Source organism: Massilia sp. W12, from assembly GCF_037300705.1.
GTDB lineage: Bacteria > Pseudomonadota > Gammaproteobacteria > Burkholderiales > Burkholderiaceae_D > JACPVY01.
Window position 1 is genome coordinate 4,387,372 of record NZ_CP147776.1, and the last position, 25,743, is coordinate 4,413,114.

Genomic DNA, 25,743 nt, shown 5'->3' on the forward strand with positions numbered 1-25,743 from the left:
AGGCTGCCAGCGCCGCTGAAATGAACTCACGGCGCCACACCACATGATTGAGTAAGCAGCAAGCGCCGCTCTTGCGACCAGGATTTCGAGGTTTCACAATGCATCAAGACAAGGAAAAAACTGCAAGCCAGCATCAACGCATCTTGCATCTGACCTGGCCCACACTGATCGGGCAAATCGCCGTGATCGCCTACGGCGTGGCTGACACCATGATGACGGCGCGCTACAGCGCAGCCGATCTGGCCGCGCTGGCGGTTGGCTCCTCCATCTACATCAGCATCTTCCTTGGCTTATCCGGCATTTTGCAGGCGCTCACGCCGCAAATCGCGCATGCTTTCGGCGCGCGTGAAGGGGAAAAAATCGGCCATCTGGCGCACCAGGGCATCTGGCTTGCGCTCGCGCTTGCCTTGCTGGGCGCAATTGCCCTGTGCTTCCCCTATCCCCTGCTGGCGCTGGCCAAGGCAGGGCCGGAAATGCAGGCCAAAGTCTTGCAATATCTGCGCACCTTAGCCCCGGCTTTGCCGGCCACCCTGGCGTTCGTGGTGTACAGCGCAATCAATAATGGCAGCGCACAACCGCGCATGGTGATGGTGTTGCAAGTCTTTGGCCTGCTGTTGAAAATCGTGCTGAACGCCGGCTTTATCTATGGCATGGCCGGACTGCCGGCGCTGGGCGGCCCAGGCTGCGCGCTGGCGACCATGATCGTGGCCTGGGTCAATCTGGCGCTGGCATGGTGGCTGTTAAAACAAAAGCGCGCCTATCGCAGCTATCGCCTGTTTGGCCGCGCCTGGGAAAAACCGCATTGGCCCACCCTGCGCAGCCTGCTGGCGCTGGGCTTGCCAATCGGCGCCTCGTATTTCATTGAAGTCAGCTCTTTCACCTTCATGGCGATCTTTATCTCACGCTTGGGCGAATCCGCCGTGGGGGCGCACCAGATCATGGCCAATATCGGCGCAATTATATTTATGTGGCCGCTTTCCGTCGCGCACGCCACCTCCACGCTGGTGGCGCAAGCGCGCGGGGCCGGCATGCTGCCGCAAGCACTGGCGATTACCCGCCACGGCTTGCAACTGGGCATAGGCGGAGCCTTTATCTTCGGCCTCGCTTGCTGGCTGCTGCGCGACAGTCTGCTGGGCCTGTACACCCATGACCCGCAAGTGGTGCAACGCGCCCTGCCGCTATTCTTATTCCTGGCCGCCTATCAGATTTTCGACGCCACCCAATGCATCATCGCCTTTGTGCTGCGGGCCTGGAATGTGGTGTTTTGGCCGATGCTGGCGAATGCTTTCGCCTTGTGGGGCATGGGTTTGCTGGTCGGCTGCATACTTGGCCTGAACTTACTCGATCTCTCATTATCGCCGGCGATTTCCGGGGTGCAGGGCTTTTGGCTGGCGAACAGTCTGAGCCTGGTGTGGCTGGCGCTGCTGCTTTACCCCTATTTGCGTTTTATTGAAAAACGGGCCATGCGTGCTGATGGCAATTCCAATCACTTGGCTGCAGTTGAAGCACGATGAAATCAGATAGAAAAATCCGGAAATCCGGATTTCACTTGCAGACTTCAAAAAAGCTTGGCATAATTCTGTCTTCCGTTGCCGAGGTGGCGGAATAGGTAGACGCACGGGACTCAAAATCCCGCGCCGCAAGGCGTGCCGGTTCGATTCCGGCTCTCGGCACCAAGCTTCAAAAAGCCCGCAATCGCAAGATTGCGGGCTTTTTCACTATCAAGCCCAACATTTCCCACCAGCAAATCTCTCGCTTTCAAATTAAAAGGAAGCGTATGAGTGATACATTGAAACAAATGTATGCCGCCGCAGGCATGTCTGATGCGTATTTTGATGTAACGACTCCGGTAGATCTGTGGCGGGCACAAAGTGATCAAGATTTCAAAAAAGATGTTTTCATCATGTACCCACACCCCGGATACATTAAGCGAGATGAAAATGGTGTCATTACAAAATGAGCGTCCGCCCGATGTAAAAGTTATTGAACGGGATGGGCAATCTGTAGTCCTGGGCTGCAGATGTCTTTCTGGCCACTTTCGCGGCATTTCGCTATTCGACATCACCATCACATGGCTTGGCCCAAAATGGAGAAATTACCTCATTCCTGCCGGAACCCCAATACCTGGCGCACTGATGGTGACGCGCGACCATTATTCCAGAGGGACAGGCGCCACCCATTACACCCTGGGACCAAAGGACGATATGCCATTGGCCCTATTCATTCAAACCCTGAAAGCAGTCGCACTACACGCCAAACTTGTCGCAAAAGAAAGCTGATTATGATTACACTCAGTCAATTAAATACCGCCCCCTTGATTGCCCTGCTTCGCGCCACCTCTGCTGAAATCAGCAGACTGCGTCATCGACTGTATCAAGATGATGTCAGCGATGAGGAAAGTGAGGAACTGGGTCTATATTTGCAAGATTTACTGATCGGTCGCACACCGCTTGAAGATGAGTATGAGCAAAGGCAAATACAGGCGCCGGAAGATTTAAGCCCACTATCGCAATTGCTTGCACATTTCGAGAAAAACCCGCTATAAAAACCTTTTCACGCAGAATTTTCAGCAGCTTTGATCAAACTGCAAGGCTGCTGCCATTACAACGAAAAACCGGCACACATCAATTTCCCTGCCATACATTTTCAGATAACTGAAATAAAAGTATGTCACCATCCTCCGAAAAAATCGGGGAGGGTCGCGCAACATCTCCCCTCATTACATGCTGCGAAGGGCTTGCAATACCGCATCTTGCCCCCATATCAGCGCAAATTCAGGCGCATCGCCGCCCAACAATCCTCAAGGAGCCCTCATGCAAGAAGACAAGCTAGCACAAAAAACGAATCTGCTGCCCAAACTGATCTTCAGTTCACGCTGGCTGCAATTACCGCTGTATCTGGGTTTGATTGTTGCGCAATGTGCTTATGTTTTCCTATTTTTAAAGGAATTGGCGCACTTGGTGACGGACATCAATGCGCTCACCGAACAAGCCATTATGCTGATTGTTCTGGGTTTGATTGACGTGGTGATGATTTCCAATCTGCTGGTGATGGTCATCGTTGGCGGATATGAAACTTTTGTTTCGCGCTTGCGCTTGAATGGGCACCCGGATCAGCCGGAATGGCTAAGCCATGTCAACGCCACAGTCTTGAAAGTTAAGTTAGCACTGGCAATCATCGGCATTTCTTCGGTGCACTTGCTCAAGACCTTTATCGAAGCAGGCAATATTGGCATGCCAGGCGCCAAATTCACTGAGGCCGGCGTGATGTGGCAAACCATCATCCATGTATCGTTTATTTTGTCGGCCATCGGCATCGCCTATACCGACAAATTAATGCACAACCTGAGCATTGCGCACAAGTCGCATTGATTCTGATCCGCCAGCAACCCTGGGCACAGCCTCGGGGTTGCTGGCAAATCCTCAATACTCCACCGCCGCCCCCAGCACACCCAATTGATTTTGCAGCGCCAAACTGAGTTCATCGCCCGGCGCCACGCGCCACTCATCGCCCAGGGTGATTTCACACTCGGCGCCGCTCGTGCGGTAACGGATGCCGACCTGAAGACCGCCGGCTTTAACAAAAGGCGTTAATACATCGCGCAACTTCGCGCTTTCCACCTTCTTTGGCAGGGAAAAGCTGTATTTCTTGCCATAACTGATGCGTGCAGCGGCGAGATTCCAGACTTTTTCCGCACTGACGCGCACGCCGCCGGTGAAACGGTCTTCAGAAACCTTGCCGGAAACCAGCAGAAACTCGTCTTCTTTGAACATTTCACGATGTTCGTCGTACACCTCGCCAAATACGGTCACCTCAACCACAGCGGTTTTGTCATCAATCGCCACAATCCACAACTTGCCGCGCTGAGTCATCTGGGGCCGGATGCCGCAAATCACGCCAGCCATCAGGCGCGCATCGCGTGAAGGCGATAAATCAGCCAGCTTGGTGCGCACAAAGCGGCGCGCCTCGCGCGCATAGGCGTCGAACAAATGGCCCGACAGGTAATAACCCAGGGCGGATTTTTCTTCTGATAAACGCTGCTTATCTGACCACGGCGTGACTTTCACATAATCCGGCGGCGGGGTCAGGTCGCTGTTTTCATCGCCAAACAGGCTGACCTGATTTTTCGAGGCCAGCTCCTGCTCGGCGTAGTCAATCGCAAATTGCACACTGGCCATCAAAATGCCGCGATCCACGCCAAAGCAATCAAACGCGCCGGCGCGGATGAAGGCTTCGATGGTGCGGCGGTTGATCTGGCGCTTATCGACCCGCTTACAGAAATCAAACAGGCTGGTGAACGGGCCGCCTTCGCGGCGCGCCGCCAAAATCGCTTCAATCGCATTCTGGCCACTGCCTTTAATCGCCCCCAGACCATAGCGGATCTGCGTCACAGGCTTACCGGTTTTGCTGCGCGGCTCGCCCGCTGGTGTGAAACGATAGTCGGAAATGTTCACATCCGGCGGCAACACCGTCAAACTGCAAACATCTATCGCGTCTTCCACCAGGATTTTCACCTTATCGGTGTCATCCATGGCGAGCGACATATTCGCCGCCATAAACGCGGCAGTGTGATGCGCCTTCAAATATGCGGTGTGATAGGCCAGCAGGGCATACGCGGCGGCATGCGATTTATTAAAACCGTAGCCGGCGAATTTTTCCATCAAATCGAAAATTTCGTCGGCTTTTTGCTCGGTCAAGCCATCTTTGGCCGCGCCGTCGCGGAAAATCTGGCGGTGTTTGGCCATTTCCTCCGGCTTTTTCTTACCCATCGCGCGCCGCAACATATCCGCGCCGCCCAGGGTGTAGCCGCCGACCACCTGCGCCATCTGCATCACCTGCTCCTGATACACCATGATGCCGTAGGTTTCTGACAAAATCTTTTCGGTGCGCGGATCGGGATAATCAAACGCTTCGCCGTGCTTACGCGCGCAAAAGTCGGGAATCAGATCCATCGGGCCGGGGCGGTACAAGGCCACCAGCGCGATAATGTCTTCAAAACGGTCGGGCCGCGCTTCTTTCAGCATGCCTTGCATGCCGCGACTTTCCAGCTGGAACACGGCCACGGTTTTGGCTTCAGTCAAGAGCTTGTAGCTGGCGCGGTCATCCAAGGGCAGCGTTTCCAGCGCAAATTCAGCGTCTTGCGGATCGAGCGCGCGGATATAGCGCACCGCCCAATCCAAAATCGTCAGCGTGGTCAAACCCAAAAAGTCAAACTTGACCAGACCGACCGCTTCCACATCGTCCTTATCGTACTGCGAGACCACGCCGGAATCGCCGCCCTGGGTGTAGAGCGGACAAAAATCTGTCAATTTGCCGGGCGCGATCAACACGCCGCCGGCGTGCATGCCGATATTCCGCGCAATGCCTTCCACCTGCTGCGCCAAATCCAGCAATTGTTTGACTTCTTCTTCCTTCTCGGCGCGTTCTTTGAGCAAAGGTTCTTCTTCAATCGCATCCGCAATCGATACCTGTTTGCCCGGTTTGAATGGAATCAGCTTGGAAACGCCATCGCAAAAGGTGTAGCTGAAATCCATCACGCGGCCCACGTCGCGAATCGCGCCCTTGGCCGCCATGGTGCCGAAGGTGGCGATTTGCGACACCGCCTCACGTCCGTATAAATCCTTGACGTGCTGAATCACCTTATCACGCCCTTCCTGACAGAAATCGATATCAAAGTCAGGCATCGAGACGCGTTCTGGATTCAAAAAGCGCTCAAACAGCAGATTGTATTCAAGCGGGTCGAGATCGGTGATGAGCAGGCAGTAGGCCACCAGCGAACCGGCCCCGGAACCGCGCCCCGGCCCCACCGGCACGCCATTGTTTTTCGCCCACTGGATAAATTCAGCCACAATCAGGAAGTAGCCGGGAAACTTCATCTTATTGATGATCGAGGTTTCAAATTCCAGCCGCTCTTCATATTTAGGCCGCATCTGCTCGCGTTTGGCCGGATCGGGGAATAAATGCAGCAAACGCTTTTCCAGGCCGGCCTTGGCTTCCGAAACCAGGAATTCATCAATCGTCATGCCCGGCGGCGTGGGGAAATTCGGCAATTGCGGCTTGCCCAGCACCAGGGTCAGATTGCAGCGTTTGGCCAGCTCGACTGTGTTTTGCAGCGCCAAGGGCATATCGGCGAACAATTCGCACATCTGGGCGCGGGTTTTGAAGCTTTGATTTTCATTAAAGCGGCGCTGCCGTTTCGGATTGGCCAGGGTTTCGCCTTCGGCAATGCAAGTGCGCGCTTCGTGTGCGATAAATTCATCATCGCGCTGAAATTGGATAGGATGGGTCGCCACCACCGGCAAGCCGAGTTTGGCCGCCAGCGCCACCGATTGGCGCAACAGCGCTTCGCCATTCGGGAAGCCGGCGCGCTGCACTTCGATGTAAAACGCATCAGGAAACACTTCCATCCAGTGCTGTGCGCAGCGCTCCGCCAAAGCCGGATTGCCCGCCTCGAAGGCCATGCCGATATCGCCATATTGGCTGCCTGAAACCGCCAGCAAGCCATTGCCGCGCGCATCGCTGTTGAGCGCGGCCAGCCATTCGGGACGCAATTCGGCGCGCCCGCGCTGCTGATTGGTAAGCCAGGCTTGTGAGAGTAATTCGCACAACTGCAGATAACCGTTGTGATTGCGCACGAACAGCAGCAAACGCGAAGGTTTGTCTTTATCTGCATCATTGCTGATCCAGACATCGCAACCGATAATCGGCTTGATGCCCTTGTCGCGTGCGCCTTTATAGAACTTGACCATACCAAACAAATTGGCCAGATCAGTGATGGCCAGCGCGGCCTGGCCGTCTTTGGCGGCGGCTGCAACCACATCATCAAGGCGCACCAGGCCATCGACGATTGAATATTCAGAGTGCAGGCGGAGGTGGATAAAATCAGGCGTATTCATCCCGGCATTTTACCGCAGCCGCCCGCCGCCATTCATCCGGCATGCAGGCTGCTAGACAGAATGGCCTATTGGGCCCTTGGCTTGCGGGCCGTATAATGCCGGATTCCCGATTTCCCGAGCAAGACGCCATGCACGCCTCAGCCTCTTTTGCGAATGCCGAAGCGGCGACTCCGGTCGCTGAACCCGGCAAAACTGCCGACAACTCCCGCTACACCAATATTTCCTCGTATAAATTTGTGACGATTGAAGATACCGCAGAGCAACGCCCGGTATTTCGCGCCAAATGTGAGGAATTGAATTTAAAAGGCACGATTCTGCTCACGCCTGAGGGCATCAATATGTTTTTGTGCGGCGAGCATGCCGATATCGCCGCCTATCTGGCGTGGTTGCGCAGCGATGCCCGGTTTGCCGATATCGAAGCCAAATACAGCTATTCCGACAATGTGCCTTTCAAGCGCATGCTGGTGAAGTTGAAAAAGGAAATCATCACCATGCGCATGCCGCTGATCAAGCCCGAGCTTGGCCGCGCGCCGGTGGTGGACGCCAAGACCTTGAAACGCTGGCTGGATCAGGGCCGCGATGACGAAGGCCGTGAAGTGGTGATGATGGAAACCCGCAACGCCTTTGAAGTCGATGTCGGCACCTTTGAAAACACCCTGGATTACCGCATCAGCAAATTCACCGAATTCCCGGCAGTGGCCGAAGCGCACCGTGCGGAATTGGCGGATAAAACCGTGGTGACTTTCTGCACTGGCGGCATCCGCTGTGAAAAAGCGGCCATTCACATGAAAAACATCGGCTACGAGCATTTGTATCAGCTCGAAGGCGGGATTTTGAAATACTTTGAGGAAGTCGGCGGCGCGCACTACAAAGGCGATTGCTTTGTGTTCGATTACCGCACCGCGCTCAAACCCGACCTTTCGCCCAGCGAAACCACCCAATGTTTCGCCTGCCGCGCAGTGGTCACGCCGATAGAGCGCGAATCCGAATGGTATGTGGCCGGCCACTCCTGCCCGCACTGCCGCAAGCAACAGCGCGCGTGAATCCTGCGCCGGGTGAGGCGGAAAAAATCCCCTCCCCGGCCTGTGGCAAGGCCGCGCCATGCATGCGATAATCAAAAAGCTGTGCATATCCACGCACAGCTTTTTGTAACTCCAGGCAGTGCGGGAACATTCCGGCAAAGCCTTTGACGCCGGTGTATGCATGACAACTTCCGCCCCCCAGCGCCCAGGCGCCAAGCCCGGCGCGCCCGCCGCGCAGCAAGCAGCTGCGCCTCCCGTGGAGACCAGCGCGCCGGCGCAAGTCAGTCCTTTACCCGAACGCCGCCCATCTGGCGTCAATCCGCAGACATCTGCAGCCAAGCCGCAAGCATCCGCCGTCAACCCGCCAGACAATCGCGCCCCGGGCGCGCCCGCCGCCACACGCGCAGCGCAAGTGACGCCAGGCCGCAACACTGCGCCACCCATGCCGCAAAACCGGCCAACGCCACACCATCCTGCGCCATCAGGCGGTAAAACACCACATCATGCTGCGCAACGCCGGCGTAAAGCGTATCGTCCGCCGCTCTCGCCCGAACGCCGCATGCAAATCGGCATCGGCATTTCCCTGCTGTTTCACGCCCTGCTGCTCTCTATGCATTTAGGGGTGGCCGGACTGGGTGTACCCGGCTTTGAACTGCCTTGGCGCAAACGCATCGCGCAAGAAAACCAGCAGCCTGCCGAAGCTGGCAGCGCAGCGGCGGCAACGCCCGAGCCGGCCCCCGCCCCCGCGCCAGAATTGGCGCCGGCGCCTGCCGTGCCGCTGACCGCATTGCAATGGGTGAATCTGCCGCCGCCACCGCCACCAGCGGAAACAGCGCCCGCGCCATCGGCCAAAAGCGTCAGCGCCAACAGCCCCAAGACTGCCAGCAAACGCAAGGCGAAAGCGCGCCCCAGCGCGGTGCTGACTGAAAGCCGCCATCAGGAAGACGGTTTTCTGGTCGCCCAGTCTGAAGAAAGCGCCGCTCCCAGCCTGCCGCAAAACGGCGCGGAAGATGGTGAGGAAGATGGCGTGTCCGCCAGCCAGGAACAACAGGCCCGGGACGCGCAGGCGGCCGCTGAAAAAACCGCTGCGGAACAAGCGCTGGCGGAGAAATTGGCGGAGGAAAAACAAGCTGCCGCCAAACTGGCTGCGGAAAAACAAGCCGCTGAAAACGCCGCCCGCGAAAAAGCCGCACAGGAAGAAAAGCTGGCGCAAGAACTGGCGGCGCGCGAAAAACTGGCGCAAGAGCAACGCCGCGCCGGGCAAATCAAGCAGGAACAGGCGCAACAGCAGGAATTGCAAAAACAGGAACAACTGCGTGCGGAACAACAGCGACTGGCGCAGCAACAGCTAGAACAACAGCGCCAGGAACAGCAAAAGCTTGAGCAGCTGCGCCTTGCGCAACAACGCCAAGAGCAACTCAAGCAGGAACAGCTGAAACAGGAGCAAATCAAACAAGCCTTGCAACAACAGGAATTGATCAAGCAAGAGCTGTTAAGGCAGGAGCAGCAAAAGCAGGCGCAAGAACGCGCGCAACAAGCCGCGCGTGAGGCCGCCGCAAAAGAAATCGCTGCGAAAGAAGCTGCAGCAAAAGAAGCTGCGGCCAGAGAAGCCGCCCGCAAAGACGCCGCAGCAAGAGAAGCCGCCGCACAAGAGGCTGCGCGCGAAGCGGCGCGTCAGGCGCTGCAAAGCGGCAACAGGCCGGATGGCGCTGGCCAGGGCCGGCAAGCGGATGGCGTGGGCGCGGGCAACAGCGCAGCGCCGCCCGCGCCGGACAGCCGCAGCAGCCGCCCCTTGGATCTGGGCAGCCGCGCGCGCGATTTGCTGCGGGAAGCCAGCCGCGCACCGCAAGCTGACAAACCGCCGCGCCGCTCGCCCCTGGGCAGCGCGAACCAGGATGTGCCGCTGCGCATGTATCTCGAATCCTGGCGCAACAAGATTGAGCGCAATGGCCGTTTGAATTATTCCCAGCAAGCCAGTGAGCGTGCGCCATATGACGCGCTGGTCTCGGTGATTGTGCGCGCTGACGGCTCAGTGGAAAGCGTGGCCATCGTGCGCTCCAGCGGCAGCTCTGCGCTGGACGCGGCAATCCGCCGCATTATTCAGTTAAACAGCCCATTTTCCAGCTTCCCGCCGGGATTGGCGGCGAAATACGATGAAGTGGAAATCCGCCGCGCCTGGCGCTTTGAGGGCGGTTTGCGTCTACTGGAAGAGTTGGAATGATGCAGGAAGAAAGACAGCAACCCGGTTTGAACGCGATTCCCGCAAGCAGCGAGAGCGCCACAGGCAGGCGCGCGCATTGCGGGCGCTGCCTGCGCGCAATGCGCACTTGCATCTGCGATCTGTGCCCTGACGCGGCGCGCATCGATAATCAAGCCGCGCTATTGATTGTGCAGCACCCGGATGAAGAAAAAGAAGCCAAGGGCAGCGCGCGGCTCTTGCATCTGTCTTTGCAACACAGTGTGCTGCAATGCAGCCGGGATCTCGGCGCCGCCGCCTTGTATGAGATGCTGTATGCAGACGGGCGCCAGCCTGTGTTGCTGTATCCACCCGATCCCGGCGCGCCGCCCCCATCGCCGCTGAGGCTCGCGCCGCAGCAAATGCGTCTGGTTGCGCTCGACGCCACCTGGCGTAAAAGCCGCGCCCTGTTGCGCGATTTTCCAACGCTTGTCAGCCTGCCGCGCCTGGCCCTGCATGCGCAGCAAGAGCGGCGTTATCTGATCCGCAAAGCGCATGCGCCGCACCAACTCTCCACCCTGGAAGCCTGTGCGCTGGCATTGGCGCAAGTGGAAAACGCGCAGCAGCGCTATGCGCCATTATTGGCGGCGTTTGATGCATTTAACGCTCGTTGGCTGCGGTTTGTGCCGTAAGTCGAGCTTATCCGGCCCGCTCGGATTCCTTTGTGTATTCCACGCTGTCGGACGCCGGCTTATCGCTACGCTCAACCCGGCCTGCATTTTGGACTTAAATTTGGCTGCGCTCTTATTCCCATGGATTGATTAAGGCAATATCCAAACCGGCAAAATCTTTCACATTGCGCGTCGCCAATGCCGCAGGGCCGGGGATGTTCTGACAAATGGCGGCAATTTGCGCATCCGCCATACTGATCGGTCTGCCGGCTTTTTCCCTTTGCGCCACGATTTGCGCATAGTGATGCGCAGCCGCCGTATCGAATGGCAAAATTTTGCCGGCAAAATCCTCTTCAAACAGCGCTTGCGCCAGCCTGGTGAAATTTTCCTTGCGCTTGCCATCCGGCAGGCGCGCAATGCCGAGTGAAATTTCGGCCACAGTCAGACTGCTGATTCTGAGACGGGAAGGCGCTTGCGTATCTATCCATTGCAACACTTTTTGCTCTGGCTGAGGACGCATCAATTCAGATAAAACATTGGTGTCCAGCAAAATCATGGCTCAAATTCCACGCTGCGCGGCATCTCGCGGCGTTCAGGTAAAAGCAACTCGGCCGCCTCATCCTCAGCAAAAATTGCGCGGCGGCGCTGCAAAATCTTGCTGCCCATGCCGATTTTTTCTTCTTGCGCTTGCAGCGCCTGCCCCAAAATCACACGCGCTTCTTCTTCCATCGAGCGGCCATGGATAGCAGCGGAAACCCGTAAGCGGGTTTTAATAGCAGGTTCAAGATTACGGATGGTCAGGGTGGACATGATACGGCTCCCGGATGGCATAAAACGCGACAGCAATGACAGCAATGACAGCAATGACAGCAATGCTAGCACACTTGTGACAACAGCGGATGGCGGCAAAATATGCGCTTTGATGCCGCCAGGATTGTTACGTCCACCCACAGCCGGACCTTGCGCAGATCTGCGCCGGCCATCTTTGGCTTGATTATGACCAACGCTTATATACACTCGCTGACGAGGAGACAAGCACCTGCGAGGGATCAGCGACAACAGGGCAGGAACTGGACAAGCCAGCCCATTCTTGCTGAGTGAAATTCTGTTGATTAAAGCTGGCTAAAGCTGTCGTATCGATGGTGCACCCCATCATTTGATAGAAACTGCGCTCGCTTTGTGCCGCAGACAGGATTTGCATCCTTTGGCAGTTTGCCTGAAGTGCTTCAGAGGCGGCGAGGTGCATCAGCAGGCTGCCCAGGCCCGTGCCTTTCGCTGGATGTGATTGAATGGTATGGAGAAGAAATTGGTTCCCAACAATTTCCCAGTCAACTGAGCCCCAATCGTGTGGTCCAGCGACAGCCTTGATTTCTGTGAGATGGCCACTCTGACCAATCGTTACCAAATACGTCTTTTGGGTTTCTGAATTTGTGTAGTGACATGGAAATGGCATTGTGGTTCTCCTATAAAGTGGGGGAATTGTTGATTCAGGATGCGTGAGCGGGTTGGCGCGCATCCAAGGGGGGAGTAATCGGTCTCGAAGCGCCAGCGAAGGGAAGTCAAACTGAGCGGCAATGCAGCAGAGCTGTCTGACTGAGTTGTTAGCACACGGCTGGGAAGACTAAGCCGAATGACATGAAGAGGTCGCATGCTTCGTGCCGCTGCGCCTTGTTAGAGACATTTGACACCAATAACAAGCAAAAGGCGCTAACGCAGAATAATAGCACGCCCCCCTCCCGAATCCGGGAGTGTAGGCGCTGTGTGCAGGTAATTAGGAGGTTAAGCGGGATAAAACAGGGAAAACCCTATGGTCAAGAGTAAGAACAACAAAGCGCCGCTGGCCAGCAGCACACGGGTTTTGCCCTTCCATTGTTTAAAACGCACCAGCAGCAAGCCTTGAAAGACCAGCGAAATCGCAAACAACAGGGCTAACAGGGTTTTCAATTCCATAACAAATCCAAACGATGCCGAAAAAATCCGACCTAGCGCTGCCGTGCGCGCGCCATTTGCGCCGCCACTTGCAGCGCGGTGCGCATGCTGCCGTCATCGGCCAGGCCCAGCCCCTGCGCCGCCAAATCCAGCGCTGTGCCGTGGTCAACCGAGGTGCGGATGATGGGCAGGCCCAGGGTGATATTCACGCCGCGTCCGAAAGTGGCGTATTTGAGCACCGGCAAGCCCTGGTCGTGGTACATCGCCAGCACGCAATCCGCCTCTATCAAATGGCGCGCTTGAAATAAGGTGTCCGCCGGATAAGGGCCGCGCACATCCAGGCCGCGCGCGCGCGCGGCGGCGATGGCCGGTTCGATGATGCGCTGTTCCTCATCGCCTAAATGGCCGCCTTCACCGGCATGCGGATTTAAGCCGCACACCAGAATACGCGGCTGCGGCAGGCCGAAGTCACGCCGCAAATCGTGCGCGATGATATCCAGGGTTTGCGCCAATCCAGCCTGCGTAATGTGGGCGCTGACTTGTTGCAGCGGCAGATGGGTGGTGGCCAGGGCGACCCGCAACATATAGTCCGGCGCGGCGGGCATGGCGGCGGGGCCGGCCAGCATCATCACCACTTGCGCCACGCCGCAACGCGCGGCGAGGTATTCGGTATGGCCGGAAAACGGGGTGCCGGCGTCGTTGATGACGGATTTTTGCAGCGGCGCGGTGACCAGGGCCTGACACCAGCTATCGCGGCAGGCGTCGCAGGCGGCGTCCAGCATTTGCAGCACGCCGGCGGCGTTGGCGCGGTTGAGCACGCCGGCCGCAACCGGTGCGGCCAGACTGCAATCGACCACACATAAATAATCAGCGCCAAACACCGGGCGCGCGCCGGCTTTGATGTCGGCCAGATTCCAGGCGCGCAAACGCAAGCCCGGCAATTCCTGCGCCAAATCGGCGGCCAGCGTGGACAGCCAGGCGGCGTCGCCAAACAGCACGCAAGAGACTTGCGCGCGCATGGCCCAGGCGGCGCGCAGGCTGATTTCCGGGCCGATGCCAGCCGGCTCGCCGCAGCTGATGGCTAAAACCGGCAAGGCTTGCGCACGCATGCCGGCCTCACTTCTTGCCGTCAGACTGCTTTAACTCTTCGATGCGGTATTCAACATAGGCGCGGTCGCGCACCTGGCGCGCCCAGTCTTCCACCGCTTCTTCCATCTTGCGCTCACGCAGTGCGGCGCGGGCGACTTGCTTTTGGCGCTCTTTGGACACATCGTCCGATTTGCGCTCCAGCACTTCGATCAAGTGCAAACCATAGCTGGTTTCAACCGCTTCGCTGACTTCGCCCAGCTTCAATTTATTCATCGCGCCTTCAAATTCCGGCAGGGTGTCGCCCGGATACAGCCAGCCCAGATCGCCACCCTTGGCGGCGGAGCCGTCGCCCGAGAATTGACGCGCCAGATCTTCAAATTTAGCGGTCTTATTCACCAATTTATCGCGCAATTCGGCGATTTTCTTGCGCGCTTCCGGCAAGGGCATGGCCGGCGTGACTTTGATCAGAATGTGGCGCGCGCGGGTTTGCTGGCTTTGCGTCGGAATCGCGGCGGATGCCTGATTTAAGCTGCGCTTGCCCAGCACTTTCAAAATATGGAAGCCATTCGGGCTGCGCAAAATCTGCGTGATCTGGCCGTCTTTCAATTCGGCAATCGCATCCACGAATAATTGCGGCAGACGGTCTGGATTGCGCCAGCCGATTTCGCCGCCGCGCAAGCCTTCCGGCGAATCAGAATAGGCGGCGGCGGTTTTGCCAAAGTCCGCGCCCAGGCGCAATTGGCGCATCACGTCTTCAGCGCGCGCGCGGCGCTGGGCGATTTGCTCGGGCGAGGCATTTTCCGGCAGGCGCACCAGAATGTGGGCCAGATTGAATTCCTGCGCGGTCTGGGTTTGCTGGCTTTGTTCGGCCAGATAGTTTTCCACTTCGGAATCGCTGATGATGAGCTTGCTTTCCACTTCGCGTTCGCGCAGGCGGGAAATCACGATTTCATCACGGATTTCTTCGCGGAAGGAGGCAAACGGAATGCCGTCTTTTTCCAGCTGATTGCGGAATTGCTGCAAATTCATTTTATTGCCCTCGGCAATCCGGGCAATCGCGCGGTCGAGCATGATGTCATCCACCCGCATGCCGTATTCCTTGGCCAGTTGCAGCTGGGCGCGTTCAGTAATCATGCGTTCAGCCAGCTGGCGCATCAAGTCGGCTTGCGAAGGCAATTCAACGCGCTGTTTTTTCAGGCGCTCAACCACGGCGTTGAGGCGGATTTCCAATTCGCGGCGGGTGATCACTTCATCGTTTACCACCAGCGCAATCGAATCCACCGTCTCGCTCTTGCCGGCCGCCAGTGCGGCGGGCGCGCCGCCGGTTGATGCCGCCAGAACTGCGCACAGCGCCGTGATTCGCAAGGTTTGCTGCAATTTCTTCATGGTATTCATCCTGTCAATCCGGCTGATTCACTTTTTGATAGCCCGGAATGTTTTTCGACAAGGCGTCGATCGGGTTCGAGCCCAGGCGCGACAATCCGTTCAGTTCCAATTGCAGGAACAGGGTGGTGGTGGCGCCCTTGGTCGAGGTGGAAAAACGCTGGGCCGCAAAACGGAATACCCAGCAATCGGCATTGTATTCAAATCCGGCCAGACTCTTGACGGTCTGGCGTTCAGGCAGCGAATAACTGATTCTGCCCACGGCGTAATAACGTCCTGCCAACGGCCATTGGCCGGAGACATTCAATAACTCAAAGCTGTTGCGCAGATAGCGATACTCGGCATTGAGCACATGTTTGGGTTGCGGCGCCCATTGCACGCCATAGTTGGCGGCGTACACCTGGTGCTTCGAGACGCTGTATTGCAAACCGCTGTCAAAATTGATGGTCGGCGTCAGCTGGCCGGCGGCAGACAGCAGGATATCCGAGCGGCTGTCGCGGATTTCGCTGCCGTTCGGATCAAGTTGCACGCGCTGGTTGCGGAAATAAAAGCGCTGTCCCAGGGCGAAGCGCATGCGCTCCGCGCCGCTGGATTCCAGCAGGCGCGACACCACCGCCAGCGTGACTTGATTGGCGTCGCTGATGCGGTCGTGTCCGGTGAAGCGGTTTTCCGCAAACAGCTGGGCGAAATTAAAGCCGGCTTCGGCAGTGTCAAACAAGGGAAACTGGCTTTGCTCGCGGTAGGGCGTGTTGACGTAAAACAGGCGCGGCTCCAGCGTCTGGGTCAGTTTGTCGCCGCCCCACTTCACCGGGCGCTCAAACACCAGCCCGCCGTCGAGTGAGAAGGTGGGCACAAAGCGGTTCAGATTTTTTTCAGCCTGCGCCGCCACGCCCGGCCGCGCGGCGCGCGCTTCGGTGTTGTAGCTGCTGCTGTGCAAGGACAGGCGCGGCGTCAAAAAGCCGGCGGGATGCAACAGCGGATAGGAAATCTGCGGATTGAACACCAGGCGCTGGCCGCGCACTTCATCGGGATGCCAGAAATACGTCCATTGCGCATCCAGCGCAAAATCAAAGCCGGCGACATCGCGCTTGACGCCATTCCAGTTAAATTCTGGCAGGCGGTCATAAGGGCGGTTGACCTTCAGGCTGGGATCAAAGACGGATTCCGGGTCTTGCAAAATCTGATAGTTTTGCACGCGCGCGCTGGCGTTCCAAAAACTGCCCTGGTAATCAAAGCGTAATTCGCGCACCAATTGGCGCTGGCTGCTGATGGCCAGCGAGCCGGCGAAATCGGTCGGATACGCATCGTCTGAAGCGGTGTTCAGATTCCAGCCGAAGGAAAATTTTTGCGTCAATTGCTGGCTGTGCAGCGAGGCCAGGGAATAGCGGCTGCGCCCGGCTTTGCGGTCGCCCGGCAATACTTCGAGATTGGTTTCGCCGCGATAATCCGTGCCCAGATAACGCGCATTCGCGCCCAATTGCAAGCCGCGCCGCGCAATCAGTTTGGGATACAGGGTCAAATCGCGATTGGGCGCGATATTGAAATAATAAGGTACGGTCAATTCCAGGCCGCCATTCGAGGTCGCGCCAAACGTGGGCGGCAAGACGCCGCTTCGGCGCGCCGAAGTCAGCGGGAAAGACAGCGCGGGCGTGCCGAGAATCGGCAAATGCTTGAAATACACCAGGGTTTTGCCGGCGGCGCCGACATCGCGCCCGAAATCCAGGTGCAGGGTGTCGGCTTGCAAATACCAGGCCGGATCGGTTCCCTCGCAAGTGGAATAGGTGCCGTTGACCACCACCGCCTGCTCCTGGTCGATGAAATCGACGCGCTCGGCGCGGCCCTGGGCCGAATTCAGCTCCAGGCGGTAACTTGGCTTGCTGATCATGCCGGCCCCGGTATCGAGGTTCAAGCGCAGACGCTCGCCGGTGTACACATCGTCAAAGCGGCGCATGCGCACCCCGCCCTCGGCTTGCACCTCATTGTCGAGTTGCAGCCAATTGATAGAAGCGGCGTTGACAATGGTTTTATCGCGCACCAACTCGGCATTGCCCAGTAATTGCACCTCACGCTCGGGGCGTCCGCGCAATTCTTCGCCACGCAAAATCACCGGCGCATTTTTGTCTTCGACTTTGGCGGACTTGTCCAGCTTCGCGCCCTTACTCTTGGGCGGCTGGCTTTGCGCCTGCGCCAATAGAGGCGCGAGCAGGCACACCGAGGCGCTGAGGCCGGCGTGCAAGCAATAGCGACGGAAAGGGTATGCCGATAACCAGCTCATGAATTCGAATCAGCTCCTGCGGGTCAGCTTTGCAGCGACGCCTTTTTGATCGGAATCCCGTATTATACGGGGATTTGCAGCGCGCCCGCTTTTTGCGCACAGCGCGCAACACATACGCAATTAATCATATTTAATAAGATTTTCATGTCAGAACAACAATTAACCCAAGATGCGCGCATCAGCGCCCTGCGTGACTGGCTGCAAACATTAAGCCCGCAAGGTCTGGCGCTGCAAGCCGACAGCCTGCGCCCGGCCTCGGCGGACGCCAGCAGCCGCCGTTATTTCCGCCTCGACGCCGCAGAAGGCGCCAGCCTGATCGCGATGGATGCGCCGCCGCCGGAAGATACCGAAAAATTCGCCCGTGTCGGCGCCCTGTTCGCCTCTTGCAATCTGCGCGTGCCGCGCGTGCTGGCGGCGGATCATACTCAAGGTTTTTTACTGTTGGATGATTTCGGCAGCACCACCTATTTGCACCAACTCAGCGCGGATAACGCCCACCATTTATATATGCAGGCGCTGGCTGCGCTGGTGCAATTGCAGCGCCACAGCCGGCCCGGCGTGCTGCCGGAATATGACCGCGCATTTATGCAGCGCGAATTGGATTTATTCCCGGAGTGGTTTATCAAAACCCATTTGCAGTTTGAATTAAGCGATAAACAGCGCCAGGATCTGGACAAATGTTTTGAGCTGATTTTGGCGCAATGCTGCGCCCAGCCGCAGGTCTTCATGCACCGCGATTACCATTCGCGCAATCTGATGGCGATTGACGGCGGCGCCCCCGGCGTACTGGATTTCCAGGATGCGGTATACGGCCCGATCACTTACGATTGCGTATCGCTGCTGCGCGACGCCTATGTGCAATGGGATGAGGAAATGGTGCTGGATTGGCTGATCCGCTATTGGGAACAGGCCAAGCGCATGCAATTGCCGGTGCACCACAATATCGATCAGTTTTACCGCGATTTTGAATACATGGGGCTGCAGCGCCATTTGAAAATCCTGGGCATTTTCTGCCGCCTGAATTATCGCGACGGCAAGCCGCATTATTTGCAGGATTTGCCGCTGGTGCTGGACTATGTGCGCAAAACCGTAAACCGTTACAGCGAATTGAAACCGCTGGCGCGCCTGCTGGATGTGCTGGAGCAGCGCCAGCCGCAATACACCTACAGTTTTTAAGCGGGGCCGGCCATGAAAGCAATGATTTTGGCGGCCGGACGCGGCGAGCGCATGCGCCCGCTGACCGAGCACACGCCCAAGCCGCTGCTGGAAGTGCGCGGGCGGCCCTTGATCGTCTGGCACATCCTGAATCTGGTGCGCGCCGGCATCAAAGAGATTGTCATCAATCTGCACTATAAAGGCGCGATGATCGCCGATTATCTGGGCGATGGCAGCCGCTACGGGGCCAAACTGCGTTACAGCCATGAAAGCGAGTTGCTGGAAACCGCCGGCGGCATTGTGCAAGCCCTGCCGCTGTTAGGCGAAGCGCCCTTTGTCTGCATTGCGGCGGATGTGTATTGCCCGCATTTTGAATTTGAGCAAGCCAAAACGGTGCTGCAGGATGCGGATATGTGGGGCAAGCCCTATGCCGCCGACGAGCGCGATATCGGCTGGCTGTTCATGACCAAAAATCCGCCGCACCACCCGCAAGGCGATTTCGGCATGAAGCTCTACAGCATCTGCAATCAGGGCGAACACCGTTTCACTTTCACCGGCATCGGCGTGTACCGCCCCGAGATGTTCGCCGGCCTGACGCCGGGGCAACCGGCCAAGCTGGTCAGCCTGTTTCAGCATTATGCGGAGCTGGGCGTATTGGGCGGCGAAGTGTATCCGGGTATATGGACTGATGTGGGAACCCCTGAGCGTTTGCAGGCTCTGAACGCCCAGACTTTTTGAATGCAAGAACATCCCGCTTTGAGCAGATTGGAAACTGATATGAGTACTTTTGCCGCACGCCGCGCACGCCTGTTTGCGCACATGCAAGCATTGGGTGGCGGCGTCGCCGTCCTGCCCACCGCCAGCGAAATTTTGCGCAATGGCGATTCGCATTACCCATTCCGCTTTGACAGCGATTTTTATTATCTGAGCGGATTTGGCGAGCCGGACGCGGTACTGGTGTTGAGCATCGGCCAGACCGGGCCGGGCCGCGCCACCCTGTTTTGCCGCCCCAAGGATGTCGAGCGCGAAATCTGGGACGGGTTCCGCTATGGCCCGCAACAGGCTTGCGCCACCTTCGGCTTTGACGCCGCGCACAACCTCGACCAGCTGGATGCGGAAATGCCCAGGCTGCTGGCGAATGCGCAAAATCTGTTTTACAACTTCCGCGATCCCTATCGCTTCCTGCCGCGCCTGCAAGGCTGGCTGGAGCATGTGCGCAACAATGGCCGCAATGGCGAATGGCTGGCGCAGCAAGCGCATGATGCGGAAAGCCTGATCGGCGAATTGCGCCTGTTCAAAGATGCGCATGAAATCAGCCTGATGCAAAAAGCCGGCGATATTTCCGCCGCCGCCCATGTGCGCGCCATGCGCGCCTGCCGCCCCGGACTGCATGAATATGCGCTGGAAGCCGAGTTGCTGTACGAATTCCGCAAAAACGGCGCACAAGCGCCGGCTTACACCCCGATTGTGGCCGCCGGCGCCAACGCCTGCATCCTGCACTATTCCGCCAATAATGCGCATATCAATGACGGCGATATCGTTTTGATTGACGCCGGCTGCGAATTTGACGGCTACGCCGCCGACATCACGCGCGCCTTCCCGGCGAATGGCAAATTCACTGCGCCGCAACGCGATGTATATCAATTGGTGCTGGATGCGCAACTGGCCGCGTTTGAACACGCCAAAGTCGATGCCCACTATATGGACGGGCATGACGCCGTGGTCAAAGTGATGTCGCAAGGCATGCTCGATCTGGGATTGCTGGACGCGAATAAAGTCGGCGGCTTGCAAGACGTGATAGAGAAAAAAGCCTACCGCAAATACTTCATGCACGGCACCGGCCACTGGCTCGGGCTGGATGTGCACGACGCCGGACATTACCGCCATCCGCATTTCCAATTTGACGGCCCGACCCGCCCCTGGCGCACGCTGCAGGCCGGCATGGTGATCACGATTGAACCGGGGATTTATGTGCGGCCGGAAGAAGGCGTGCCGGAAGCGTTCTGGAATATCGGCATCCGGATTGAAGATGATGTCTTGATCACCGCGCAAGGCCCGCACAATCTGAGCGCCGCCGCGCCCAAGCAGATTGATGAGATTGAAGCCGTGATGCGGGGGTGATGGTGGAGTGCCGCACCCCTTTGCCGCTGGCGATTTGCGGCGCCGGCCCCTGCGGGCTGGCGCTGGCCCTGCTATTGCGCGCGCGCGGCATGGCGGCGCAACAGATCTGCCTGTTTGACGCCGGCAGCGCGGATAAAGCCCTGAGCGATCCGCGCACCCTGGCCTTATCCTGGGGCAGCCGGCAAATCTTGCAAAACATTCACGCCTTTCCGCAACAGGCGGCGGCGATTGAAGAAATCCATGTCTCGCGGCGCGGCTATTTTGGCCGCACCATGATCACCAGCGGCGAGTACGGCTTACCGGCCTTGGGCTATGTGCTGCGTTACGGCGATTTGATGCAAAGCCTGCTGACGCGCGCCGCAGAGGCCGGCCTGGAAATCCGCCGGGGCTGGCAATTGCAGGATGCGCAAGAGCAGCCATCCGGCTGCAGCCTGCAATTTGCCACGCCGCAGGGCGCACAAACTTTCGATTGTGAAATTCTGGCGCAAGCCGAAGGCGGCCTGTTCGGCCAGCAAGCCGCGCGCGCCTTTGTGCGCGACTATGCGCAAACCGCCATCATCTGCGAAGTGCGGGTGAGTCAGGCGCAGGCCGGGCGCGCCTATGAGCGCTTCACCGATCAAGGCCCGCTGGCGCTGTTGCCGATTCCGCCCGGCGCACAAGGCATGCAATATGCACTGGTTTGGTGCGTGCAAGCGGAACAGGCCGCGCACTTGCAAAGCTTGGAAGCGCCAGCCTTTTTGCAAGAACTGCAAACCGCATTTGGCGCGCGCATGGGGCAATTCCTGGATTGCAGCACGCGTCACGCTTTCAAGCTGGGCGTGAATGCCGGCGCCCCCCAGGGGCAGCGCATGATCGCCATCGGCAATGCTGCGCAAACCCTGCACCCGGTGGCGGGCCAGGGTTTAAATCTGGGTCTGCGCGACGCCACCGTACTGGCGCGCTTGCTGGCGCGCGAAAACGCGCCGCAGCAATTGGCGCAATTCGCGCGTGAGCGGGCAAACGACCGCCGCCTGATCGTGCGTCTAACTGACAGTCTGGCGCGCATCTTCACCAGCCAGGGAGGCTTACCGCAAGGTGCGCTGGCGCTCTCGCTGGGCGCGCTGGACTTGTTTGCGCCTGCGCGCGCCACCCTGGCCAGCTGGATGATGTACGGCATGCGCCGGTAAAAACTGCAGCTTGTCAAAACCCGGCGCAGACTGCACAATCGACAGCAACCATTTAACCAGCAGGGGCTTTCCAATGTCTGGTCGCGCCAGCGTCTTGATGCTACGCCTGTTCAGCCGCCGCAATCTGCCGGCCTGGCTGATTTTTGCCCTGGCTCTGCTGGTGACGCAGGGCATCGCCTGGAGCGTAGCGCAGGAAGCGGAACAAAACGCCGCCCGCCAATTTGAGCTGCACGCCCAGGAAGTCATCTCCAAACTCAGTGCGCGCATGCATCAGCATGAACAGATCCTGACCGGCGGCGCGGCGCTGTTTGAAGCGGATAAAGAAAATCTGGAGCGGCACGAATGGCATGACTATATCGCGCGGCTGGAGTTGGGCCAGCACCTGCCCGGTATTTTAGGGGTCGGTTTCGCCCGGTATGTTCCCGGGTCCGGGATTGCCGCATTTCAGGCCAAGGTGCAGGCGGAAGGATTTCCTGATTTCCAGGTGCGCCCGCCCGGGGTGCGCGCGGCATACGCGCCGATCGAATTTTTAGAGCCGATGAGCGGGCGCAATCTGGCCGCATTCGGCTACGATCTGTATTCGGAGCCGGTGCGCCGGCGCGCGCTGGAGCTGGCCACCGACAGCGGAGAAACCACCATCACCGGCAAAGTCCGCCTGGTGCAGGAAAATCAAGGCAAGGTGCAAGCCGGCTTTTTGATGTGCATCCCGGTGTATAAAAAGAAACCCGCGCCGCATAATCCGGAGCAACGCAGAGCCGCCCTGACCGGCTTTGTGTACAGCCCTTACCGGATGGAAGACATGATGGCCGGCACCTTCAATCAAGAGCTGAATCTACTCGATTTGCGGATCTATGATGGAGCGCAGGATGCGCCGGAAGCATTGATGTTTGATTCCGCGCATTTTCATGCGCCGGAACAACATCTGAGCGCGCCGCACGCCCTCAAACGCACCATGCGCCATTTTGGCCACGCCTGGACGCTGCATTTGCAAAGCCGGCCCGCCTTCGCGCAAAGCACGCATTCGCAAATGCCATCTTTCATCCGCATCACCGGCGTGAGCATCGGCATGCTGACCTTTATGCTGATTTCCAGCCTGGTGTTTCAACAGCAGCGCGCGCAGGAATTGGCGCAACAGATGACTGCAGATATCCGCGCCAGCGAAGCCTTGCTGCGCGCCAGCGAAGAACGTTTTGAGCTGGCGGTGAAAGGCTCAAGCGATGGCATTTGGGACTGGTCAATCGCCAGCAACACCCTGTATTACTCACCGCGTCTGCACGCCATGCTGGGCAGCTCGCCGCAAGATCTGGAACAGGGATACGCCTTTTTCGCCAGCCGCGTGCACCCCGAGGACTTGCCCAAAGTGGAAGCGGCGATCAACGCGCATCTGGAAGAAAATACGCCATACAATCTTGAATTCCGCATGCGCGCCGCGCCGAATGGCGAATATCAATGGTTCAACGCACGCGGCATCGCAGCGCGCGATGCGCAAGGCAAAGCGGTGCGCATGGCCGGCTCCCTGACGGATATCAGCGAACGGCTGCGGGTGGAAAAAATGAAATCCGAATTCATTTCCACCATCAACCACGAATTGCGCACGCCGCTGACCGCGATCAATGGCGTGCTGGGTTTGATGGCCGGCAATGCGGTGGCGCCTCTGCCCGACAAACTCAGATCCATGGTGGAAGTGGCGCAAAGAAATTGCCAGCGTTTAAGCAGCCTGGTGAATGATTTGCTGGATCTGGAAAAATTAATGGCCGGCAAATTCAGTTTTGATTTGCAATGCCAGGAATTGGCCCCGCTGATCCAACAGGCGCTGGAGAGCACAGACAGCTATGGCGCGCAATATCAGGTGCGATTCACCTTCACCACAACGGCGCATGCCGCGTATGCGGAAGTGGACGCCCAGCGCCTGCACCAGGTGCTGCTCAATCTCTTATCGAATGCGGCCAAATTTTCACCGCCGGGCAGCACGGTCGAAGTGCGCCTGCAGCCTGGCGCGCCGGCTCATTGGCGCATCGAAGTGTGCGACCAAGGCAGCGGCATTGCGCCGGAATTTCAGCAAAGAATTTTTGAAAAATTCTCACAAGCAGACGCCTCCGCCACGCGCCAGCGCGGCGGCACCGGGCTGGGTTTGGCGATTACGCGCGAACTGGTGCAAGGCATGCGCGGTCATATCGGTTTTCATTCCAGCCCGAATCAAGGCAGCGTATTTTATTTTGAATTGCCCGCCAGCCAGCCGGCAGGCGCAGCGCAAATGGAAAGCGGCAAATCACAGGAGATGGACGCATGAACACTGAAGTGGAATTGGCGCAAGAAGATGATGATGATGAAGATTGGCTGATCTATGACGATCTGAATGGCGAAGGCGATGGCAAAGGCGGCGAAGACAGCCGCGCCTGGCAAATCCTGATTGTGGATGACGATCTGGATGTGCACGCCGTGACGCGCTTAGCCTTGCACAAAGTGCGCTATAAAAATCGCGGCCTGCGCTTTCTGTCCGCCTACAGCCGGCAGGAAGCATACGCCATGCTGCGCGACACGCCTGAAATCGCGCTGGTGCTGCTGGATGTGGTGATGGAGACCGATGACGCCGGCCTGTCCCTGGCGCGGCAGATCCGCAATGAGCTGAATAATCAGCTGGTGCGGGTGGTGCTGCGCACCGGCCAGCCGGGCCAGGCCCCGGAACAGTCGGTGGTGATGGAATACGACATCAACGACTATAAATCCAAGACCGAGCTGACCGCGCAAAAGCTGTTCACTTCCGTGATTTCCTCCTTGCGCGCATATGAAAGTCTGCTGCTGGCGGAAAAAAGCCGCGCCGAATTGCTGGCCAGCATGGCCAAGACCAAGATTTTGAAACAGGCGCTGGATCAGCATTCGCTGGTGGCGATCACCGACCAGTATGGCAAGATCACTTACGCCAACGATAAATTCTGTCATGTCACCCAATATACGCAGCAGGAATTATTGGGACAGGATTACCGCATTTTCAATTCGGCCTACCACAGCAAGCAATTTTTCGCCGACCTGTGGCGCAGCATCGGCATGGGCCAGACCTGGCAGGGCGAATTGCGCAACCGGGCGCGCGACGGCAGCTATTTCTGGGTCGAAACCACGATTGTGCCCTTCCCCGGGCCTGATGGCCAAGGGGCGCAGTATGTGGCGATTCATACCGATGTGACAGAACGCCGGCGCGCCCAGGAAAACTGGCAAAGCGCGAATGCCGGCCTGCTGCATGTGCTCAACGCCAGCCCGCTGGCGCTGTCGATTGACAATCTGGAGAGCCGTCAGCGCGTATTCGCCAATCAAAATTTTGTTGAATTGTTCCAGACCACGCAAACCCTGGCGCATGGCGCGGATGCGCTGCAATTTTTCAGCAATCCGCAAGACTATGAAGATATTTTGCAGCGCCTGCGCCAAGGCGAAACGATTCAGCTGCACAGTCTGACGATGCAAACCCGGCATCGCGACAGCCTCAAGCTGCAGGCGTCATTCTCTTTGATGGAATTCCAGGGCGCAACGGCGGTGCTGGGCTGGTATCAGCGCCAGGAATAAGGCACAGGCCCTGCCTGCGCCCTTTCACATGCGGCATGCAGCGGCTGGCCTGACGCCACAGGCCAGCCCTGCCACATCAGAAAACCCCTGAAAAAATCGCACTGCGCTGCCTCAAGCACGCCAGGCGGCCTTGCGCGCCAATTTCCAGCTGGTTTTGCGCAGTATCCCAAACACGAATGCGACGGCAATGGCAAAAAATATTCAAGAAACAAACTTCCATGACGAAATAATTATCAAATTGTAACTTTCATCTTGTTGCGCTTGGGGTGGATTGATAATTTTAGCGATTTTGCAACATTTCCGGT

22 protein-coding genes and 1 tRNA gene are annotated in these 25,743 nt (G+C 57.9%); 15 read left to right on the top strand and 8 right to left on the bottom strand.

Annotation, left to right across the window (positions count from 1 at the left end; all coding sequences use genetic code 11):
• Nucleotides 1-98 precede the first annotated feature (98 nt).
• The 6 genes from V8J88_RS17680 (at nucleotide 99) to V8J88_RS17705 (ending at nucleotide 3,371) form a co-directional block, all read left to right on the top strand.
• Nucleotides 99-1,514, top strand: coding sequence for an MATE family efflux transporter (locus V8J88_RS17680; RefSeq protein WP_338845550.1), 1,416 nt, complete (start codon nucleotides 99-101; stop codon nucleotides 1,512-1,514).
• 77 nt (nucleotides 1,515-1,591) lie between these two features.
• Nucleotides 1,592-1,676, top strand: a tRNA-Leu gene (locus V8J88_RS17685).
• A 101-nt stretch (nucleotides 1,677-1,777) separates the two neighbouring features.
• Nucleotides 1,778-1,960, top strand: coding sequence for a hypothetical protein (locus tag V8J88_RS17690; RefSeq protein ID WP_338845551.1), 183 nt, complete (start codon nucleotides 1,778-1,780; stop codon nucleotides 1,958-1,960).
• A complete protein-coding gene (locus V8J88_RS17695) occupies nucleotides 1,935-2,279 on the top strand; it encodes a hypothetical protein (protein WP_338845552.1) in 345 nt (114 codons plus the stop codon). The genes V8J88_RS17690 and V8J88_RS17695 overlap by 26 nt, the downstream gene beginning before the upstream one ends.
• A gap of 2 nt (nucleotides 2,280-2,281) precedes the next feature.
• Nucleotides 2,282-2,545 (top strand): hypothetical protein, encoded by a 264-nt coding sequence (locus V8J88_RS17700; protein ID WP_338845553.1) that lies wholly within the window; start codon nucleotides 2,282-2,284, stop codon nucleotides 2,543-2,545.
• Nucleotides 2,546-2,813: 268 nt separating this feature from the next.
• Nucleotides 2,814-3,371: a TIGR00645 family protein gene (locus V8J88_RS17705; RefSeq protein ID WP_338845554.1), complete on the top strand. Its 558-nt coding sequence runs from the start codon at nucleotides 2,814-2,816 to the stop codon at nucleotides 3,369-3,371.
• 51 nt (nucleotides 3,372-3,422) lie between these two features.
• Here the strand turns inward: V8J88_RS17705 and dnaE are convergent, their stop codons facing one another.
• Nucleotides 3,423-6,896, bottom strand: coding sequence for a DNA polymerase III subunit alpha (dnaE, locus tag V8J88_RS17710; RefSeq protein WP_338845555.1), 3,474 nt, complete (start codon nucleotides 6,894-6,896; stop codon nucleotides 3,423-3,425).
• A gap of 128 nt (nucleotides 6,897-7,024) precedes the next feature.
• Between dnaE and V8J88_RS17715 the strand changes: the two genes are divergently transcribed.
• From V8J88_RS17715 to V8J88_RS17725, 3 genes are all read left to right on the top strand, one after another.
• Nucleotides 7,025-7,939 carry a sulfurtransferase gene (locus tag V8J88_RS17715; RefSeq protein ID WP_338845556.1) on the top strand — a complete coding sequence of 305 codons (915 nt, stop codon included), beginning with the start codon at nucleotides 7,025-7,027 and terminating at the stop codon, nucleotides 7,937-7,939.
• A 160-nt stretch (nucleotides 7,940-8,099) separates the two neighbouring features.
• Nucleotides 8,100-10,139, top strand: coding sequence for a TonB family protein (locus V8J88_RS17720; RefSeq protein ID WP_338845558.1), 2,040 nt, complete (start codon nucleotides 8,100-8,102; stop codon nucleotides 10,137-10,139).
• Nucleotides 10,136-10,786, top strand: a complete 651-nt coding sequence (locus tag V8J88_RS17725; RefSeq protein ID WP_338845559.1) for a tRNA-uridine aminocarboxypropyltransferase — start codon at nucleotides 10,136-10,138, stop codon at nucleotides 10,784-10,786. Before V8J88_RS17720 ends, V8J88_RS17725 begins: the two co-directional genes overlap by 4 nt.
• A 112-nt stretch (nucleotides 10,787-10,898) precedes the next feature.
• Here V8J88_RS17725 and V8J88_RS17730 read toward each other — a convergent pair whose 3' ends face one another.
• The 7 genes from V8J88_RS17730 to lptD all read right to left on the bottom strand — a co-directional run bounded on the left by V8J88_RS17730 (nucleotide 10,899) and on the right by lptD (nucleotide 17,441).
• Entirely contained in the window at nucleotides 10,899-11,321 is a 423-nt protein-coding gene (locus tag V8J88_RS17730; protein WP_338845560.1) for a type II toxin-antitoxin system VapC family toxin, read from the bottom strand.
• On the bottom strand, nucleotides 11,318-11,575 hold the full coding sequence (locus tag V8J88_RS17735) for a plasmid stabilization protein (protein ID WP_338845561.1): 258 nt from the start codon (nucleotides 11,573-11,575) through the stop codon (nucleotides 11,318-11,320). Before V8J88_RS17735 ends, V8J88_RS17730 begins: the two co-directional genes overlap by 4 nt.
• 184 nt (nucleotides 11,576-11,759) lie before the next feature.
• A complete protein-coding gene (locus tag V8J88_RS17740) occupies nucleotides 11,760-12,218 on the bottom strand; it encodes a GNAT family N-acetyltransferase (RefSeq protein WP_338845562.1) in 459 nt (152 codons plus the stop codon).
• 326 nt (nucleotides 12,219-12,544) lie between these two features.
• The gene (locus V8J88_RS17745; protein ID WP_338845563.1) at nucleotides 12,545-12,715 is read right to left on the bottom strand and encodes a hypothetical protein; all 171 of its coding nucleotides are present in this window, start codon (nucleotides 12,713-12,715) and stop codon (nucleotides 12,545-12,547) included.
• Between the two features lie 32 nt (nucleotides 12,716-12,747).
• Nucleotides 12,748-13,803 carry a 4-hydroxythreonine-4-phosphate dehydrogenase PdxA gene (gene pdxA / locus V8J88_RS17750; RefSeq protein WP_338845564.1) on the bottom strand — a complete coding sequence of 352 codons (1,056 nt, stop codon included), beginning with the start codon at nucleotides 13,801-13,803 and terminating at the stop codon, nucleotides 12,748-12,750.
• Between the two features lie 7 nt (nucleotides 13,804-13,810).
• The gene (locus V8J88_RS17755) at nucleotides 13,811-15,169 is read right to left on the bottom strand and encodes a peptidylprolyl isomerase (RefSeq protein ID WP_338845565.1); all 1,359 of its coding nucleotides are present in this window, start codon (nucleotides 15,167-15,169) and stop codon (nucleotides 13,811-13,813) included.
• A 13-nt stretch (nucleotides 15,170-15,182) separates the two neighbouring features.
• Nucleotides 15,183-17,441: an LPS assembly protein LptD gene (lptD, locus tag V8J88_RS17760; protein WP_338845566.1), complete on the bottom strand. Its 2,259-nt coding sequence runs from the start codon at nucleotides 17,439-17,441 to the stop codon at nucleotides 15,183-15,185.
• A gap of 144 nt (nucleotides 17,442-17,585) precedes the next feature.
• On the opposite strand from lptD, the gene V8J88_RS17765 reads away from it, so the two are divergent.
• The 6 genes from V8J88_RS17765 (at nucleotide 17,586) to V8J88_RS17790 (ending at nucleotide 25,438) form a co-directional block, all read left to right on the top strand.
• Entirely contained in the window at nucleotides 17,586-18,617 is a 1,032-nt protein-coding gene (locus V8J88_RS17765) for a phosphotransferase (RefSeq protein ID WP_338845567.1), read from the top strand.
• A gap of 12 nt (nucleotides 18,618-18,629) precedes the next feature.
• On the top strand, nucleotides 18,630-19,334 hold the full coding sequence (gene murU / locus V8J88_RS17770; protein WP_338845568.1) for an N-acetylmuramate alpha-1-phosphate uridylyltransferase MurU: 705 nt from the start codon (nucleotides 18,630-18,632) through the stop codon (nucleotides 19,332-19,334).
• Nucleotides 19,335-19,373: 39 nt separating this feature from the next.
• On the top strand, nucleotides 19,374-20,717 hold the full coding sequence (locus V8J88_RS17775) for an aminopeptidase P N-terminal domain-containing protein (RefSeq protein ID WP_338845569.1): 1,344 nt from the start codon (nucleotides 19,374-19,376) through the stop codon (nucleotides 20,715-20,717).
• On the top strand, nucleotides 20,717-21,883 hold the full coding sequence (locus tag V8J88_RS17780; RefSeq protein ID WP_338845570.1) for an FAD-dependent monooxygenase: 1,167 nt from the start codon (nucleotides 20,717-20,719) through the stop codon (nucleotides 21,881-21,883). The genes V8J88_RS17775 and V8J88_RS17780 overlap by 1 nt, the downstream gene beginning before the upstream one ends.
• Nucleotides 21,884-21,956: 73 nt before the next feature.
• Nucleotides 21,957-24,173, top strand: coding sequence for a CHASE domain-containing protein (locus V8J88_RS17785; RefSeq protein WP_338845571.1), 2,217 nt, complete (start codon nucleotides 21,957-21,959; stop codon nucleotides 24,171-24,173).
• Complete coding sequence (locus tag V8J88_RS17790; RefSeq protein WP_338845572.1) at nucleotides 24,170-25,438, top strand: PAS domain-containing protein; 1,269 nt, start codon at nucleotides 24,170-24,172, stop codon at nucleotides 25,436-25,438. Before V8J88_RS17785 ends, V8J88_RS17790 begins: the two co-directional genes overlap by 4 nt.
• The last annotated feature ends 305 nt before the right edge of the window (nucleotides 25,439-25,743 follow it).